Origin of the sequence: Persicitalea jodogahamensis (assembly GCF_014651615.1) — a bacterium.
Lineage (GTDB): Bacteria > Bacteroidota > Bacteroidia > Cytophagales > Spirosomataceae > Persicitalea > Persicitalea jodogahamensis.
In genome coordinates, this window is record NZ_BMXF01000003.1 from 605,656 (window position 1) to 622,010 (window position 16,355).

Sequence of the window (16,355 nt, forward strand, 5' to 3'; positions counted from 1 at the left end):
AAATCCCGTCTGCGTTGGAGGTTACCAACGCAGACGGGATTTTTTAATGTGTTCTTTGCCGAAAACTACCCCCGCAGGTAAGATACGATCTCGGCTCCGGCTCGTTGGGAAGCACCGGCTGCGCCAACTTTGTCCCGGAGAATTCGGTAATCCGCTTCAATGGCTTTACGCTTATGACCATCCGGTACTATGGCCTGCAGTTCGGTAGTAAGCTTCTCCTCCGAAAAATCGTCCTGAATAAGTTCGCGGACGGATTCTTTTTCCATAATCAAATTGACCAGAGAAATAAACGGTACCCGTATGAGCCGTTTGGCGATGGCATAGGAGATTCCGCTGGTTTGGTAGCAAACTACCTCCGGTACAGCAAACAGGGCCGTTTCCAGCGTGGCTGTCCCGGAAGCGACCAGCGCGGCTTCGGCTACCGATAACAAATCATAAGTAGCTTCAAAAACGATGGTGACATTCGTGAGATTCCGGTATGGCTCGTAGAGGGAAGCCGGCAGGCTATTCACACCAGCCACCACAAATTCGTGTTGGGGGAAAGCCGATTTGATGCTCAGCATCGTATCCAGCATTCCTGTTACTTCCTGCTTGCGGCTGCCGGGTAGCAGCGCAATGATTCGTTTATTGTCGAGACGATTTTGACTTAGGAAATCCGGGTTCGGGGTGAAACTTTCGATGGCGTCCATCAGTGGGTTACCCACGTAAGTCACTTCGTAGCCGTACTTTTTGTAAAAGTCCACTTCAAAGGGAAATATCACGAACATCCGATCGACGCTTGCTTTGATCTTCCAGGCCCGCTTCTGATTCCAGGCCCATACTTTGGGTGAAATATAGTAACAGACTTTGACCCCTTTCTTTTTGGCGAAAGCCGCAATACGTAGGTTAAAGCCAGGGTAGTCGATCAGGATGAGGACATCGGGCCGGTAGTCGAGGATATCGGCTTTGCATTTTTTCAGGAATCCCAAGATGGTGGTAATGTTCCTGGCCACTTCCAGGAAACCCATAAACGCAAGATCGGTGTAATACATCACGAGCGCTGCGCCTTGTGCCTGCATGAGGTCACCGCCCCAGGCACGAAACTCCGCATCGGGATCGTGCTGGCGGATACCCTTCATCAGGTTGGCGCCGTGCAGGTCGCCCGATCGTTCACCGGCGATGAGGTAGTATTTCATTCGCCGTAGTATTCCACGAAGTTCTTCGGCGTCTCGACCAGCTTGATGTAGTGCAGTTGCGCATTGGGTGCCTTTTCCGCGATGGCCGGGGCCAGAAGCTTCCAGATTTCCATCACGAAAATTTCGCAGGAAGCCATTTTGCCCGCCATGAAATCCACGTCGATGTTCAGGTTTTTATGATCCACCTTATCAATGATTCGCTGCTTGATGAGGTCGCCCAACACCTTCAAATCAATCACGAAGCCCGTATCGGGGGCGGGCGTACCCTTCACCGTCACAATCAGCTCGAAGTTGTGTCCGTGGAAGTTAAGGTTGGCGCAGGGCCCGAACACCTCCCGGTTTTTCTCGTCCGACCAATTGGGGTTATGCAGCCGATGCGCGGCGTTGAAATGCTCTTTTCTGGTAACGTAAACCATCATTTAACGGATAGTGGGCAATGGAACAGGAAAAGCTACCACGGTTGAGCAGCTGACTTCCATCGCGCAAAAATACAATTTGTTTGACAAGGGAGGGAGTATAGTCTTTATCTTTACGTTTCGTTTATTTCTACTATCGTGATAGCAGACATTGTCCGCTATCCATTATCCATTCAACAAATTGATCGTAGTAACAGGTGCCGCAGGATTTATCGGGAGCTGCCTTGTCAGCAAACTGAATAAGGAAGGTTTTAATTTCATTATCGCCGTAGACGACTTCTCCAAGGTCGAAAAAGCGCATAATCTGGAAGGGAAAACCATTCAGGAGCGTGTGGAACGCAATGCGTTTTTCGATTGGCTCGATAAGAACCAGGAGGAGGTCGAGTTTATTTTTCACATCGGTGCCCGCACCGACACGACCGAGTTTGACCGCGCCATTTTTGAAGAGCTGAACGTTTCGTACTCCAAAGAAATATGGCACCGTTGCGTAGACTACCAAATTCCGCTCGTGTACGCGTCGTCGGCAGCAACCTACGGGCTCGGTGAATTGGGATACGTGGACGATGAATCCCAAATCCCGAATCTGCAGCCGTTGAATGCCTACGGAGATTCCAAGAACGAATTTGATATCTGGGCTCTGCAGCAGGAAAAAAAGCCGTTTTTCTGGGCGGGGTTGAAATTCTTCAATGTGTATGGCCCCAACGAATACCATAAGGGACGCATGGCATCGGTGATTTTTCATGCCTATCACCAGATTAAGAAAACCGGGAAAATGAAACTTTTCCGCTCGCACAATCCCGACTTCAAGGATGGCGAACAAATGCGTGACTTTGTGTATGTCAAAGATCTGCTTGACGTTTGTCTGTTTCTGATGAATCACCGCAAGAACTCGGGAATCTATAACCTCGGGAGCGGCCAGGCCCGTACTTTCAAAGACCTGGTGAGCGATACTTTTCAATCCATGCAGCTCGGCCCGATCGTAGATTACGTTGACACTCCCGAAGACATCCGCGACAAGTACCAGTATTTCACCGAAGCCTCGATGGATAAGCTGCGTTCAATTGGCTATGACAAGCCTTTCCATTCGCTGGAACAGGGGATCGAGGATTACGTGACGAATTACCTTATTCCGGACGCGTACTATTGATTGGGTAGTTCTGCTGCCGAATTGCCGGAAATAATCCTATTTGGTTTGACTCCGGTGGCCGCATAGAGGCTGAACGCGGACTTATTTAGAATTTTTCTATATTTTTGTAAGATTGCCAAACTGAACGAAGCGATCGGTTGTTATCTGACCGTATCCTAAAAAGGTAACAAAAAAAGCTATATGAGTAAGGAAACTGAATTGTTGGAAGAAATAACCAGTACTGAATATAAATACGGATTTGTAACGGACATCGAAGCCGACGAAGCCCCTCCCGGGTTGGACGAGGATATCGTCCGCTTCATCTCAGCCAAGAAAAATGAGCCGGAATGGATGTTGGAATGGCGGTTGAAATCATACCGTGCCTGGCTGAAAACCAGCGAGCCGACCTGGGCCAATGTGCATTACCCGCCCATCGATTTGCAGTCGATAAAGTACTATTCAGCTCCCAAGAAAAAGAAGCAGCTCAACAGTCTCGACGAAATCGATCCTCAACTACGCGATACTTTCGAGCGGCTGGGCATTTCATTGGATGAGCAGAAACGTATCTCCAACGTGGCCGTGGATGCCGTAATGGACTCGGAGTCTGTCTTCACGACTTTCAAAGAATCCCTCAAAGAAAAAGGCATTATCTTCTGCTCGATCACGGAGGCCATTAAAGACCACCCTGAATTGGTTAAGAAGTACCTCGGGTCGGTAGTGCCGCCAAAAGATAATTTTTACGCGGGCCTCAACTCGGCGGTTTTTTCTGACGGATCGTTCGTGTACATCCCCAAGGGCGTTCGCTGCCCGATGGAGCTTTCCACTTATTTCCGCATCAATGCAGCAGGAACGGGGCAGTTTGAGCGGACGCTTATCATTGCCGATGAAGGTAGCTATGTCAGCTACCTGGAAGGCTGTACGGCCCCCATGCGGGATGAAAACCAACTTCACGCCGCTGTGGTAGAGATTTTTACACACGAAGGCGCAGAGGTGAAGTACTCCACTGTCCAGAACTGGTATCCCGGCGACAAGGACGGCAAAGGCGGCATTTACAATTTCGTGACCAAGCGTGGTCTATGCGATGGTGCCAACTCCAAAATATCCTGGACTCAGGTGGAGACGGGTTCGGCCATTACATGGAAGTACCCTTCGGTAATTCTGAAAGGCGACAATTCCATCGGTGAGTTTTACTCCGTGGCCGTTACTAACAACATGCAGCAGGCCGACACGGGCACCAAGATGATTCACATTGGCAAGAATACTAAAAGCCGCATTGTTTCGAAAGGTATTTCGGCCGGCAAAAGCCAAAACTCCTACCGGGGCTTAGTGGATGTGATGAAACGCGCTGACAATGCCCGCAATTTCTCGCAGTGCGACTCGCTGCTGCTGGGTGATCGTTGCGGCGCGCACACTTTCCCATACATTGAGGTCAGTAACCCAACCGCCACGGTAGAACACGAGGCGACGACGTCTAAAATTGGGGAAGATATCCTTTTCTACTGCAATCAGCGTGGCATCGGTACCGAGCAGGCGGTAGCGCTGATCGTAAACGGCTACGCTAAGGAAGTGCTCAATCAGCTCCCTATGGAATTTGCCGTAGAAGCACAAAAACTGTTGGCAATCAGCTTGGAGGGCAGCGTAGGATAAGAATTCATATTGGGTACTTTTGCCCATTTTGTAACGACAACTGAATATACTTGAAAGCTGCTGAATCCGGAATCAGCAGCTTTTTTTATCGCTAGGCTTTTTCATGCGAGCGCCCTTGCAGGCCGCCGGTATGGATAGCGACGATGGTCGTTCCTTTTTTGAAGAAACCTTTTTTTATTAAATCGTAGAGACCGAAGAGCATTTTGCCGGTATACACGTGCTCAATTAAGATTTTATGTTTTCGTTCAAAATCCTGCATGAAGGTCAGCAATTCAGGCCGGTGCCTGGCATATCCGCCAAAATGGTAGTCGGTAAAGAGGTGTAGTTTATCCTCAACGTCTGGTGTTTGGGCCAGGTCCAGGATTTCCTTTCTCAGGAAACTACCATTTTTTAACGCGGAGAACGCCAAGGTAGGCGAGGAAGTGGCCAGGAGACCTGCTGCCGTTCCGCCCGTTCCGGCGGCAACGGCGAAGTGGTCAGGTTTGGCGTTTAACTGAATTTCTGTTTCAAAAACTACCTCCCCAACTCCGGGTAGGGCAAGCGCTGTGCTGCCTCCTTCGGGAATAATGTAAGGGTAGTTGAATTTTTGATTCAAATATTCACGAAAATCGGGCGTGTCTTTACTGCGATAATTCTCTCTTGAAATATAATGCAGCTCCATGCCTTGCTCCCTGCAATAGGCTAAAGTACCGGTTGGTTTGGCTTCATATTCTTCGCCACGGACGACTCCGATCGTCTTTTTACCCAGCATTTTTCCGGCGGCGGCAGTAGCGTACAAATGATTGGACCAGGCCCCGCCGAATGTGAGCAGAGCGGGATGGCCTTTTCTCCGGGCGTCATCCAGGACGTACTTCAGTTTTCGCCATTTATTGCCTGATACCGTAGGGTGAATCAGGTCGTCACGCTTTATGAAAAGTTGGAGATCTGCCCGTAGCGTGACTTCATCGATCAAGGGCTGTAAGGGGGTGGGTAGGTTGGGGATAAGCAAGTCCGGGTAATTTTCGGTATTTTTGATTTTTTTAAGAGCAACAGGCCTAAGCTACGAGGTGCTAGCAAGTATTGGTTTCGTCCGCAATAAATTCACCCATTTTACCATTCAAAATTGAATCAAGAGGAAACAGAAGAAGACGAAGAGCTTTACGAACACTACCGCATCGAAGTCGATGCCGGGCAGAGTCCTATGCGGCTCGACAAATTTCTGAGTCTGCACGTACCTAATGCAACACGCACGAAGATACAGAACGGCATTGAAGCTGAAGCTGTAAAGGTAAACGACAGCCCTTCCAAAGCCAGCTACAAGGTAAAACCTGAGGATGTGATTGTGCTGGCCCTGCCGCAGCCACCGCGCAGCACCGAAATCGTGGGTGAAGATATTGCTCTGGACATCATTTTTGAAGACGAGGAAATTACCCTTGTCAACAAACCCGCCGGGATGGTCGTACATCCGGCATTCGGCAATTGGTCCGGAACGCTGGTCAATGCGCTGGTCCACCATTTTGAAAACTTGCCCACGGGCCGCAATGGCGACATTCGCCCTGGCCTGGTCCATCGCATAGATAAGGACACCTCAGGCCTGCTGGTCATTGCCCGCTCCGAATATGGCATGACGCATCTGGCGAAGCAATTCGCCGACCATTCCATCGAGCGTACCTACTATGCGCTGGTGTGGGGTGAACTTAAAGATTCCAGAGGAACGATCGAAGGCCACATTGGCCGTAGTAGCAAAGACCGACGGATGATGGAAGTATATCCGGACGGTTCTCAAGGCAAGCGAGCCGTAACGCACTACGAGGTGCTTGAAAACCTGCGATACGTATCTTTGGTAAAGTGCAATCTGGAAACGGGCCGAACCCACCAGATTCGAGCCCATATGAAGCACATCGGGCACCCCATTTTTGGTGACAGTACCTATGGTGGCGACCGCATCCGTCGCGGGGCCGCCAGTGGCAGCTACAAGGCTTTTGTCGATAATTGTTTCAAAATTATGCCCCGTCAGGCACTGCATGCCAAGTCGCTGGGAATCATTCATCCGAAGACGAAAGAACTCATGCCCTTCGACACCGACCTGCCCGAAGATTTCCTGGAAGTACTGGAAAGGTGGCGGAATTATGTTCAATACAGCTAACTGTGAATTAGTAGATACACTCCGACATTCAAAATTATGACAATCACCACCCGCCCCGGCACCCGCACCGACATCCCCGCTATTTTCGAATTGGTTAAAGAATTAGCCGTTTACGAAAAAGCACTCGATCAGGTTTCAAACTCCGTCGAACGCATGGAGAGGGATTATGATAATAAACTTTATGATTTCCACGTGGCTGAATCAGACGGTGAGACTGTCGGGTTGGCTTTGTACTACTATCGCTATTCAACTTGGAAAGGCAAGCGTTTGTATCTGGAAGACATTGTAATCACAGAATCCATCCGGGGGAATGGTCTGGGTAAAACCCTTTTCGATGCGGTGGTCAAAACCGCCAAAGACACCGATTGCACTGGCATGATGTGGCAGGTGCTCGACTGGAACACCTCAGCAGTAGGCTTCTACCGTAAATACGGTACTCGCTTCGACGACGAATGGTTGAATTGCCATCTGGATTTTTAGGACTCTGACAGGGGAGAATAACCGGATCAGGCCTGAACATGACCAGGCATAATACAGCCTGAGGAGATTGCAAATAAAGCTTTTCTAATTTTTTATAGAATTATTTTCTTAAAAACTGGGATTTGCCACTATTTAGGGGTATTAATTCCCCAGTCAATAAACAGTTTGGGGCGAAATGAGAGCGAAACGCTCGGGAGTTGCGAGTATAACTACACTGGTACTTTGTTTTTAAGGCAATCACCCAATACGATCGTTCACTCTAACCAAACACAACAATGGGAAACATCCTGTACACGGTTGCCGTTATTTTGGTCATTATCTGGTTGCTTGGCTTCCTCGGCTTTGACAGCTTCGGAATGGGTAACATTATTCACATCTTGCTGGTCATTGCGGTGATAGCGGTAGTTCTTCGTCTCATCAGAGGCGGCGGGATTTAGCCCTGACGCTAAGGATAATTAAATATGCAGACGCCACCGAAACATAGTTCGGTGGCGTTTTTCATTTGTAGAAAATCACGAATTTCTATCGCTCGCTCAGGAATTGGGTAAGCGTTTCTTTTCCTTCAAGGTACCCCAAAGACTGCAAAAAAGCATCCGTTTTTAGCACGGTATCTTTAAAGTATTCCAGGTTTTTGTAGTTAAAGAAACCATGAGGCTGGCCCTCATACAGGTGCAGATCGCACCGCCCGCCTTTTGCTTCCACTTTCTTCTTGTACGCTTTCGCAGTACTCACCGGAATCAGTTTATCCTCGGTACCCAGGAAAAAGAGGGTGGGTGGGGAAACCGTGTCCAGATTGTGAATAGGAGAGAACGCTGTGTAGCGTTCGCCAACTCTCTCGTAGCCGTAGCCCTCAGGACCGTTGTCAATCACTGGATTGTATAAAATCAGCGCCTGCGGTGCAGTGCTGATGGATAAATCATCTTTCGGATCGTCCAAGCCGGGTAAGTGAGCCAGGGCAGCGGCCAGATGTCCCCCCGCGCTGCCGCCGGCCGCTATAAGCCGACCTTCATCAATCCCCAACTGATCGGCATGTTGGCGCAGGAATCGCATGGCCGATTTGGCGTCCGCAACCGACTCAAAAGGTGTGGTCTTTTGCCTGGCCTTGACCCGGTAATCGGCACGGGCGCACACCATGCCCCGACTGGCAAAGTACCTGGCATGGGGCTCGAACTGAGCAATGCTGCCACTATTCCAGCCCCCCCCGAAAAAGAAGAGGATTGTGGGGTAACTACGGCCCGGCTGGTAATCCGGCGGGTAGTCAATGGTGATGGTGAGTAACGTGCTGTCTACTTTTTTGTAAACTACTTCCAGCGATTTTTGGGCAATTGTTTGGGTGGCGAACCCTAACAATAATAGCAATGTGATTTTTATTTTCATGGTATTGTTTTCATTATCAGAAGGTCACGTACTTTCATTTGTTGATCAATCATACAATCCCGTATTTCCTTTTTCCAGTAACGGCATAAGCCTGGATACTGTGGCGGGATTACCCATAGCGATGTTCTTGCTTTCCAAGGGATCGGTCTTGTGGTCATACAATTCGATTGCGGGCCGTGCCTGCCGGAAGTACTTGGTCAGGCGATAGCGCGGTGTGCGAAGCGTAATTCCATTATTGAAGTAGCTGTAAGCAACGTTTTTCCAATCCTTGCCTGAAGACTTTTTCATCAGATTTGTCAGGCTAGAACCATCGACATTCTTTGGCGGAGTGACCCCACAGAATTCCATGAGCGTTGGGTAAATATCCACCGTGCCAACTACCTGCTCGTGCTTAATCCCCTTCTCCATTTTTGGGTTTTTGATGATGAGCGGACTGTGCAGCGCGCGCTCAAAGCAGGTGTGCTTGCCCCATACCCGATAGTCGCCGAGTTGCCAGCCGTGGTCGCCCCAGAGCACCACGATGGTGTTTTCGGCCAAACCCTGTTTCTCTAATTCGTCCAGTACTTTCCCGATCTGCGCATCCACGTAACTTATGCTGGCAAAATAGGCGTGGCGCAACTTGCGGGCGTAGGCATCCGATACCTGATGGTCCAGCGATGCTTCCTCCTCACCCAACTGATAGTTGTTGAACTCCCCGCTATTTAACAGACTGGCTTTATTGATATTTTCCGGAATATCAGGGGTCGGCGAAATGGGTAATTTATCTTCATCGTACAAATCCCAATATTTTTTCGGTGCCGTGAAAGGCAGATGGGGCTTGAAAAAACCGACGGCAAGCACAAAGGGCTGTTCGCGTTTTTTCAATTCCCCCAGCTTTTGTACCGCTAGTTTTGCAGTCAGGCCATCCACATAGGCCTCGTCATCCACGGCAGCAGCTTCGTAGGGCTTCACCTGGCCTTTGAGCGTATTACGGTTGGTACCGTCGGCATAGCCAAAGAAGGCATTGTGCCCGCTGCCCCACTTTTCATCATCGAGCAGCATCTCGTTCCAGCTATGGGGTAGTTCCAGCGGGGCATCCTTCGGCGAATCAAGGTAGCCGTACACGTGTCCATCAGGATGGTGGCTGATTTTGCCGATACCGACCGTGTAGTATTGATTCCTTTTCAGTAAGTGGATAAAAGTTTCCGGGGTTTCCGTTTCGGGCTTTCCTGAAAGTACCTCCGCCGATATGTTATTGCTCAGGTACTTTTTCGATAGCGGATGCCGCCCGGTAAGCAGCGCATGGCGTGATGCCCCGCAGGTGGGGACGGCCACGAAATGATTTTTGAACAGCTGCCCTTGGGCAGCCAGCCTGTCGATATTCGGGCTTTTGATGTATTCCTTTCCATAACAACCCAACTCAGGCCGCAGGTCATCCACGGCGATGAAGAGGATATTGGGAGGCTGGCTGTCGGGGGATTGCTCGTGGCTGTAAAAACTGTTTAGCAACAAAACAGCTCCAAGAGAAACCAAACCTGGTAACAGACTTTTTTTGAACATTGGTTTAGGTATTATACTCTGTTTTGAAAAAGAAATGCGCGACTTGCACTAAAATGTACAAAGTCGCGCGTTCTCAGAATCTATCATTTTTCTGATTCATTATCGGGCGGGACCTGATAACCCACCGTTAAAAGCTAATATCCCGGATTCTGTAAAAAGTCGCCCGGATTGCTTACACGGTCAATTTGAGTCTGAGGAATAGGCCGCACGATGTGTGTCGCTTTTACATTTTCGGCGGCATCGAGGTTATACTTCATGAGGCGTTCGATAAATTTCCCCGAGCGTTTGATGTCGTACCAGCGGTGCATTTCGCCAGCGAGTTCCCGACCCCGTTCGTCAAGAAAAAAATCCTGACTCATATCGGTAGCCTTTACCTGCATGTCGGCTACTTTGCCAGGTAGAGCGGCGCGGGTTCGAACTACGTTGACGTACTCCGCGGCCTTTGCATTGTTCCCTTGCTTAAAGGCGGCTTCGCCCGCGATGAGGTACATTTCGGCCAGTCGCATGACCAGGAAGTCACGACGACCATCGGTGGCGTTGACACTTGTACGAAGCGGATCTAAGTATTTCCTCAAGGTTGGGAACTGACGCCGACTGGCCCCGCCGATTTCCAAAGGGTCGGTTACTGCTGCCACCCATTTATCATTAAAATCGATCAGCCAGTAGGGAACGCTTTTTTGCACAGCGTCGGACACCGGGTTCAATACAATCTTAATTGCAGTGTCGCCTGGTACAACTTTCTTTCCATTGATGGTGCCTTCGCGATTTGCAATCCAGACAGTTTTGAACGAACCGTCGAAACGACTATCCTTGCTAAGATCAAATAGTTTAAGTGTATAGTTGGTTGGCATGAAACGCTGAAAAGGCCGCCCATTTTCGATGTCTCGAATCATTGCCGGGTTTCGGGTATAGTCAAACTGAAAATAAAGGTGACCTTCGTTTCCAGGCCCATTGGTTAGGGGATCATCAGTATACTGCACTGACCAGATTACCTCCGAATTAACGTCATTGTTGATATCCCATAAATCAATGTAATTTTTAACCAGTTGGAAGTCATTACTATTGATGACTGCTGACGCCATTTTTTCGGCTTCCGCCCAATTGCCCAGAGTCAGCTGTACACTTGCCAGTAAACCCTCAGCCGCATGTTTAGTTGCTCGGCCGTACTCCTGAGCCTTAGCGGGTAAATTGGACACAGCATACTGAAGATCGGGTACAATACCCTCTTGGTAGACTGTAGCCACTGGTGTACGCCGCGCCTCTGTCTCTACGCCTTGAGTTTCTTCCAGCGTAAAATGCACATCCCCAAATTGCCGCACCAGGTGAAAATAATACAAAGCCCGCAAAAAACGAGCTTCAGCAACAATGCGACTACGGGTAGCTTCATTGATGCCCTGTACCTGGGGCGCGCGACTTATTATAGCATTGGTTTGGTTGATGCCAACGTAAAAATTGTCCCAGATTACCCTAACATAAGGGTGTGACCCCAAAAAATTCGGGGAGTAGTTGTTGATATCCGGAATGTTCGTGGCCCCACCAAAGCCGTTGGTGTACATATCGGTACCCGTTACGGTCAGGAAGTAAGCCTCCTGCCTTCCATAAAATCCCCGCAACGGAGTGTAAGCAGCTTTCAATCCATCCTCAATTCCCTTGGGGGTAGTGTAATAGCTTTCTGCGGTGGCTAGGCCGACGGGATTTTCTTCCAAAATTCCCTGGCAAGAGGATAGGCAAAAGGAAGAGAGAACACAAAGGGATAAGTATCTGTAATATTTCATGTTTTTCGGGATATCAATGAGTCAAAAGCTATATCAGTTTTAGCTGGAAAACCATTCAGAATTTTAAGTTTAAACCAAAAACGTAAGTGGCAGATGTCATGGGAGATGAGCCACCTACTACACCGTTTGAGGTTTCAGGGTCCACTAGTTTGTAAGGTGAAAATATGAAAGCATTGTCAGCCGTGGCATACACGCGCAAGCTGCTCAGACCAATCTTTGAGCTGAGCGTTTTAGGGATCGTGTAGCCCAAAACGATATTGCGGATTTTTACAAATGAGCCATCGTAGAATTGAACGGCATCATCATACAGGGGAGCACTGGCAGCAGAAGGTTTGGGGATTTTGTTGACGGGATTTGTCGGTGTCCAGTAATCGAAGTTGATTGCGCTATATCGTCCCTGCCAGTTGTTTCCTCCCAGGTTGTGGAAATCGCTGCGGATCATCTGGCCCTGCCGTGCGTAAATCAGAAAAGAAAAGTCAATTCCTTTGAAATTGAAGCGGTTGGTCAACCCGCCACTCCATTTCGGAACTGTTGATCCAAGTACTGTGCGGTCGTCGGCATTGATCTGTCCGTCGGGCTGCTTCGTCAGGTTGCCGTCGGCATCGCGCCCGTTCACATCCGCTATACGAATATCTCCTGGCTTTTGATTTACCTTGGCGGCCTCATCGGCTTGGCTGGTCTGCCAGATACCCTCTTGCTGATAGTTGTAAAAGACGCGGATCGGTTGCCCTATAAACCAGCCGTTCCCAACATCGTCACTATCGTTGAAAAGCTCAACAATCTTTTCTTTATTACTGAACACATTCAGTCCGGCCTCCCAGCGAAAGGCACTATTTGCAGGGAGGACATTGCCGTTCAGGGTCAATTCCCAACCTTGATTGCTGGTAGCCCCAATATTCTGCAAAACAGACCCGTACCCTGAGGTAATGGGGATCAGTCGTTCCAGCAACAAATCTTTCGTGTTTGTCTTGTAAACTTCCAGCGAACCAGTAATACGATCGCTTAAAAAGCCGAAATCCACCCCAACATTCAGCGTGCTGGATATCTCCCAGCGCAGATCAGGGTTAGGAATGATGTTTAGTCCATAACCAAAAGCCGGATCGTTGCCGTAAGCGTAGATAGAGCGTTCGAGCCCTCCCAGTGTCTGGTAGGGATCAATGGCGGTATTACCCACCGATCCATATCCCGCACGAAGTTTCAAGAATGACAATGTTTTGTTGCCACTGAGGAAGGTTTCATCTGACAATATCCAGCCAGCCGATACGGAAGGAAAAAATGCCCACTTATTGGCAGGTGACAGACGAGAGGAGCCATCAGCGCGGCCAGTCAGTGTGAGAAGGTAGCGATTATTAAAACTATAATTGATACGTCCCATGTACGAAAGTAATCCCCATTTGGACAATGAGCTACTGATGCCCAGTATATCTTGTGCACTACCGAGATTGTAGAAAAGAGAAGTTTCGACGGGAATATTTCTTGCCCGTGCACCAGACAATTCGGTTCGGTTCTGCTGAGAACTGAACAGCCCCACGACATCCAATGCGTGTTTGCCGAAGTTCTTTTTATAGGTCAGAATATTTTCGAGTGTAAAAGCGAAGATCTGGCGATTATTGATCTCAGCAGTATTAGCACTACCAGCCAAAGTACCATTATATTGCCCCTGCCGATAGCTGCTGAAATCCGGTCCATAGTTGAGGCGATAGTTGAGCCCCTCGGCCAAATTGTATTCTGCGAAGATATTGGCAAATATCCGGTACTTTTTACGCTCGTCTGTATACTGACCAGGCTGGTATTCCAGGAGAGGGCTGGTAAGCAAACCCTCACGAGGGCTTGGGTAAGCCAAAAAATTCCCTTCAGCATCGTAAGGCTCTATCAAAGGTGAGAACCGAAGTGCATCGGAGTATGGACCATTTGCCATTATATTTTGTAAATCACTGGATACCGTTGAGCTTACTCCAACGCGCAGTCGACTAGTGAGTTTTGTTTCGAGATTGACCCGGAACGAGTACCTCTGGTAGTCGCTCTTTTGCATAATTCCTTTCTCGTCGAAGAAGGCCCCTGACAAGTAGTAGGTAGTTTTGTCCGAGCCGCCACTGGCTGAAAGCTGGTGCTGCTGCTGCTGGCCGTTGCGCAAAATCAGGCTCAGCCAGTCGGTCTCCGTTCCGTTGTTAAGGTTGGCGATCTCGAGCGGGTCGAAAAAGGTGGCATCCTGGCTGGCGTCGGTGGGATCTATATTTCTTGCCGCGCGCGAATAGCGCGCAAATTGCTCGCCGTTCATAAGGTTGAGATCCTTTTGAGCTTCCTTTATCCCAAAGTACCCATCGTAGCTGATTACAGCCTTCCCCGCTTTGCCACGCTTGGTCGTAATCAGGATGACCCCGTTGGCCCCGCGCGACCCGTAGATTGCCACTGCACTGGCGTCTTTCAGTACCTCCATTGACTCAATGTCGTTGGGGTTGAAATCATTGATGCTCACGTCTGTTGGTATGCCATCGATCACGTAAAGTGGACCATTGCCCGCAGTGATGGATCGGTTACCCCTGATACGGATTACCGGTTCAGAGCCGGGATTTCCATTGGCCCGCACAATGTCTACGCCGGCAAGGCGACCCTGTGCGTTTTGTAAAAGGTTTGCGGCAGGTGTTTCGGCGATCTCTTTACTGGATATACTGGAAATTGCACCCGTTAAATCTCGCTTTTTCTGGGTACCATAACCCACCACAATCACCTCTTCCAATGCTTTTGTGTCTTCCATTAATGTGACATCGACCTGGGTGCGACTACCCATCGTGACCTCCTGCGATATATATCCCACAAAGCTGAGAACCAGGACGTCAGGGCCGTTTCCAGGTGCTTCCAGCGTAAAATTTCCTTCACTGTTAGTTGTCGTACCACGTGAGGTATTTTTCAACACCACGCTCACGCCGGGCAGGCCTACGCCGTCTTTGTCGGTTACGGTACCCGTCAAAGTTCGGTCGATAGGGATAACCTGAATTTTCGACAGGCTCCTCAGGGCTAGATTTTCTGCTTCTCTTGGACTCAAAACAATCTGCCTTCCTACAACTTCGTAATGCAAACGTAGGGGATCTAATAGCTTGTCCAGCAGGATGCCCAGCGATTCGTTGTTGGCGTCGAGCGAAATTTTATGCTCCGCGGGCACCGAAACAGGCCGGTAAGCAAACCGTACTTTGACTTGCTTTTCGATTTCTCCAAGTACTTTTCTGACGCTGCGGTTCTCTACCCGCAGTGTGATCCGTTGGTCAAGTAATTCCTGCCCGCTGGTATCATGAGCTATCGATACCCCCGCAAGAATAATCCCTAGCAGACACTGGATCAATGAGATTTTCATAAGGTGTAAAATGAACGTATTGAACCGTAATGGTTTTTTCATTAGTTTTAGTTGTTTTTGTGAATAATTGAGCAAAAACTCCTTCTTCACGCCCGGTCTGGGCGTAGTTTTCTACACAGGAGCAAGGATTCAGCATCGGTTGTGGTCGCAACACAGCCGATGCCTTTTTACGGGTTAGGTGACAGGTATTGGCATTTTCTAATCACTCATTGTTAGTGAAATAACTCGATTCTTTACTAATCAACACCCTGTCCCGTATACAATCACTTGTCCGTCAACGAGTTTATAATGGGCGTTCACCACTTTGCAGATTACTTCTAATTTTTGGTACATATCTTCATCGGTCAGATTGAGCGTGAGCCTGCACTGTCCAAATGCTGCTTCACTATATATTACCTCAATACCATACGCCTTTCTGATAGCTTCAAAAACCTGAGCAGCAGGCATATCTTCGAAGACAAAAAGCGATTTATCGATCGTGGGAATTACCAGCTGGGGTTTTGCAACTACGGCTTTATGAATAGTAGCATCACTACGCTTAAAAATGGCCTTTTGATTAGGCGTGAGGACAATGCCGCTCGCTTCGGGATCATTATGAGGGTGATCTGTGGCATCGGCGTACACTGATACCCTTCCGGTTTTTACGGAAACAGTAACATCGGGTGAATCGGCAAATGCTTCGATTTCGAAACTCGTGCCGAGCACTTTCGTTACCGTATTGCCAGCATATACCAAGAAGGGCAAATGCCGGTTTTTGGCTACATCAAAGAAGGCTTCACCCGTTAAGTATACTATGCGTTCGTTTCCTTCGAACTTTTGCGGGTACTTTAAATGACTATTTTTCCCAAGTTTTACCCGGGTGCCATCGGCGAGTTGGATATCCATGATCACGCTGGCGGAATTGACTGATTCATTCCATTTGTTCACCACTAAGACGGGGTTGGGGTCGGAAGTGATAGTATTGGTTGGCAGATAGCGCCATCCCAACCATCCCATAGAAAGCAACAGTGCCAAAGAGGCAGCAATTTTGAGGGAGATATTCCAATTGATTTTTCTCCCTTCTGGACTTTCCAAGTCACTAAGCGAAGCCTCGATCCGTGTCCAAATGTCCCTCGTTGAAAATAGAGCAGCAAAGTTTGATTCTTCGCTTTCTGCGGAATGAATACTCTGAAGCCCCTGAACCAAACGGCGTCCTTCTTCTACGTAATCAAACCTATCAGGATGTTCGTGCAGGAAGTTGTGCCAGAATCGAATATTCTCGGGAGTAGGAGCGTGGACCCACTCCTTGAAACGGTCATCCGCAGCAAAATCTTCCGCTAAATATTGATGGTATGCCATTGATGTAG

13 protein-coding genes are annotated in these 16,355 nt (G+C 48.9%); 5 read left to right on the forward strand and 8 right to left on the reverse strand.

Annotated features, from left to right (window positions below):
* Nucleotides 1–65: 65 nt before the first annotated feature.
* Both lpxB and IE117_RS17850 read right to left on the reverse strand, forming a co-directional pair.
* On the reverse strand, nt 66–1,175 hold the full coding sequence (gene lpxB / locus IE117_RS17845) for a lipid-A-disaccharide synthase (protein WP_189565832.1): 1,110 nt from the start codon (nt 1,173–1,175) through the stop codon (nt 66–68).
* Nucleotides 1,172–1,591: a 6-pyruvoyl trahydropterin synthase family protein gene (locus tag IE117_RS17850; RefSeq protein ID WP_189565982.1), complete on the reverse strand. Its 420-nt coding sequence runs from the start codon at nt 1,589–1,591 to the stop codon at nt 1,172–1,174. Before IE117_RS17850 ends, lpxB begins: the two co-directional genes overlap by 4 nt.
* Before the next feature lie 181 nt (nt 1,592–1,772).
* Between IE117_RS17850 and rfaD the strand changes: the two genes are divergently transcribed.
* Both rfaD and sufB read left to right on the forward strand, forming a co-directional pair.
* On the forward strand, nt 1,773–2,738 hold the full coding sequence (gene rfaD / locus IE117_RS17855; RefSeq protein WP_189565833.1) for an ADP-glyceromanno-heptose 6-epimerase: 966 nt from the start codon (nt 1,773–1,775) through the stop codon (nt 2,736–2,738).
* Between the two features lie 180 nt (nt 2,739–2,918).
* Nucleotides 2,919–4,364, forward strand: coding sequence for a Fe-S cluster assembly protein SufB (sufB, locus tag IE117_RS17860; RefSeq protein WP_189565834.1), 1,446 nt, complete (start codon nt 2,919–2,921; stop codon nt 4,362–4,364).
* A 91-nt stretch (nt 4,365–4,455) separates the two neighbouring features.
* Here sufB and IE117_RS17865 read toward each other — a convergent pair whose 3' ends face one another.
* A complete protein-coding gene (locus IE117_RS17865; protein ID WP_229581092.1) occupies nt 4,456–5,352 on the reverse strand; it encodes a 1-aminocyclopropane-1-carboxylate deaminase/D-cysteine desulfhydrase in 897 nt (298 codons plus the stop codon).
* Between the two features lie 114 nt (nt 5,353–5,466).
* Here IE117_RS17865 and IE117_RS17870 point away from each other — a divergent pair, with 114 nt between their 5' ends.
* The 3 genes from IE117_RS17870 to IE117_RS17880 all read left to right on the forward strand — a co-directional run bounded on the left by IE117_RS17870 (nt 5,467) and on the right by IE117_RS17880 (nt 7,406).
* Complete coding sequence (locus tag IE117_RS17870; RefSeq protein WP_229581094.1) at nt 5,467–6,489, forward strand: RluA family pseudouridine synthase; 1,023 nt, start codon at nt 5,467–5,469, stop codon at nt 6,487–6,489.
* A 36-nt stretch (nt 6,490–6,525) separates the two neighbouring features.
* Nucleotides 6,526–6,969: a GNAT family N-acetyltransferase gene (locus IE117_RS17875; protein WP_189565835.1), complete on the forward strand. Its 444-nt coding sequence runs from the start codon at nt 6,526–6,528 to the stop codon at nt 6,967–6,969.
* A gap of 275 nt (nt 6,970–7,244) precedes the next feature.
* Nucleotides 7,245–7,406: a lmo0937 family membrane protein gene (locus IE117_RS17880; RefSeq protein ID WP_189565836.1), complete on the forward strand. Its 162-nt coding sequence runs from the start codon at nt 7,245–7,247 to the stop codon at nt 7,404–7,406.
* Between the two features lie 85 nt (nt 7,407–7,491).
* Here the strand turns inward: IE117_RS17880 and IE117_RS17885 are convergent, their stop codons facing one another.
* The 5 genes from IE117_RS17885 to IE117_RS17905 all read right to left on the reverse strand — a co-directional run bounded on the left by IE117_RS17885 (nt 7,492) and on the right by IE117_RS17905 (nt 16,347).
* Nucleotides 7,492–8,346, reverse strand: a complete 855-nt coding sequence (locus tag IE117_RS17885; RefSeq protein ID WP_189565837.1) for an alpha/beta hydrolase — start codon at nt 8,344–8,346, stop codon at nt 7,492–7,494.
* A gap of 45 nt (nt 8,347–8,391) precedes the next feature.
* On the reverse strand, nt 8,392–9,885 hold the full coding sequence (locus tag IE117_RS17890; protein ID WP_189565838.1) for a sulfatase: 1,494 nt from the start codon (nt 9,883–9,885) through the stop codon (nt 8,392–8,394).
* Between the two features lie 134 nt (nt 9,886–10,019).
* A complete protein-coding gene (locus IE117_RS17895) occupies nt 10,020–11,660 on the reverse strand; it encodes a RagB/SusD family nutrient uptake outer membrane protein (protein ID WP_189565839.1) in 1,641 nt (546 codons plus the stop codon).
* A 55-nt stretch (nt 11,661–11,715) separates the two neighbouring features.
* Complete coding sequence (locus tag IE117_RS17900; RefSeq protein ID WP_229581096.1) at nt 11,716–15,009, reverse strand: TonB-dependent receptor; 3,294 nt, start codon at nt 15,007–15,009, stop codon at nt 11,716–11,718.
* 240 nt (nt 15,010–15,249) lie between these two features.
* Nucleotides 15,250–16,347 carry a FecR family protein gene (locus tag IE117_RS17905; protein WP_189565841.1) on the reverse strand — a complete coding sequence of 366 codons (1,098 nt, stop codon included), beginning with the start codon at nt 16,345–16,347 and terminating at the stop codon, nt 15,250–15,252.
* Nucleotides 16,348–16,355: the final 8 nt, after the last annotated feature.

Coding starts and splice junctions, on each gene's coding strand:
- IE117_RS17890 (WP_189565838.1), bottom strand. CDS start 9,885: ATGTTCAAAAAAAGTCTGTTACCAGGTTTGGTTTCTCTTGGAGCTGTT.
- IE117_RS17900 (WP_229581096.1), bottom strand. CDS start 15,009: ATGAAAATCTCATTGATCCAGTGTCTGCTAGGGATTATTCTTGCGGGG.
- IE117_RS17875 (WP_189565835.1), top strand. CDS start 6,526: ATGACAATCACCACCCGCCCCGGCACCCGCACCGACATCCCCGCTATT.
- lpxB (WP_189565832.1), bottom strand. CDS start 1,175: ATGAAATACTACCTCATCGCCGGTGAACGATCGGGCGACCTGCACGGC.
- IE117_RS17895 (WP_189565839.1), bottom strand. CDS start 11,660: ATGAAATATTACAGATACTTATCCCTTTGTGTTCTCTCTTCCTTTTGC.
- IE117_RS17905 (WP_189565841.1), bottom strand. CDS start 16,347: ATGGCATACCATCAATATTTAGCGGAAGATTTTGCTGCGGATGACCGT.
- sufB (WP_189565834.1), top strand. CDS start 2,919: ATGAGTAAGGAAACTGAATTGTTGGAAGAAATAACCAGTACTGAATAT.
- IE117_RS17850 (WP_189565982.1), bottom strand. CDS start 1,591: ATGGTTTACGTTACCAGAAAAGAGCATTTCAACGCCGCGCATCGGCTG.
- IE117_RS17880 (WP_189565836.1), top strand. CDS start 7,245: ATGGGAAACATCCTGTACACGGTTGCCGTTATTTTGGTCATTATCTGG.
- IE117_RS17885 (WP_189565837.1), bottom strand. CDS start 8,346: ATGAAAATAAAAATCACATTGCTATTATTGTTAGGGTTCGCCACCCAA.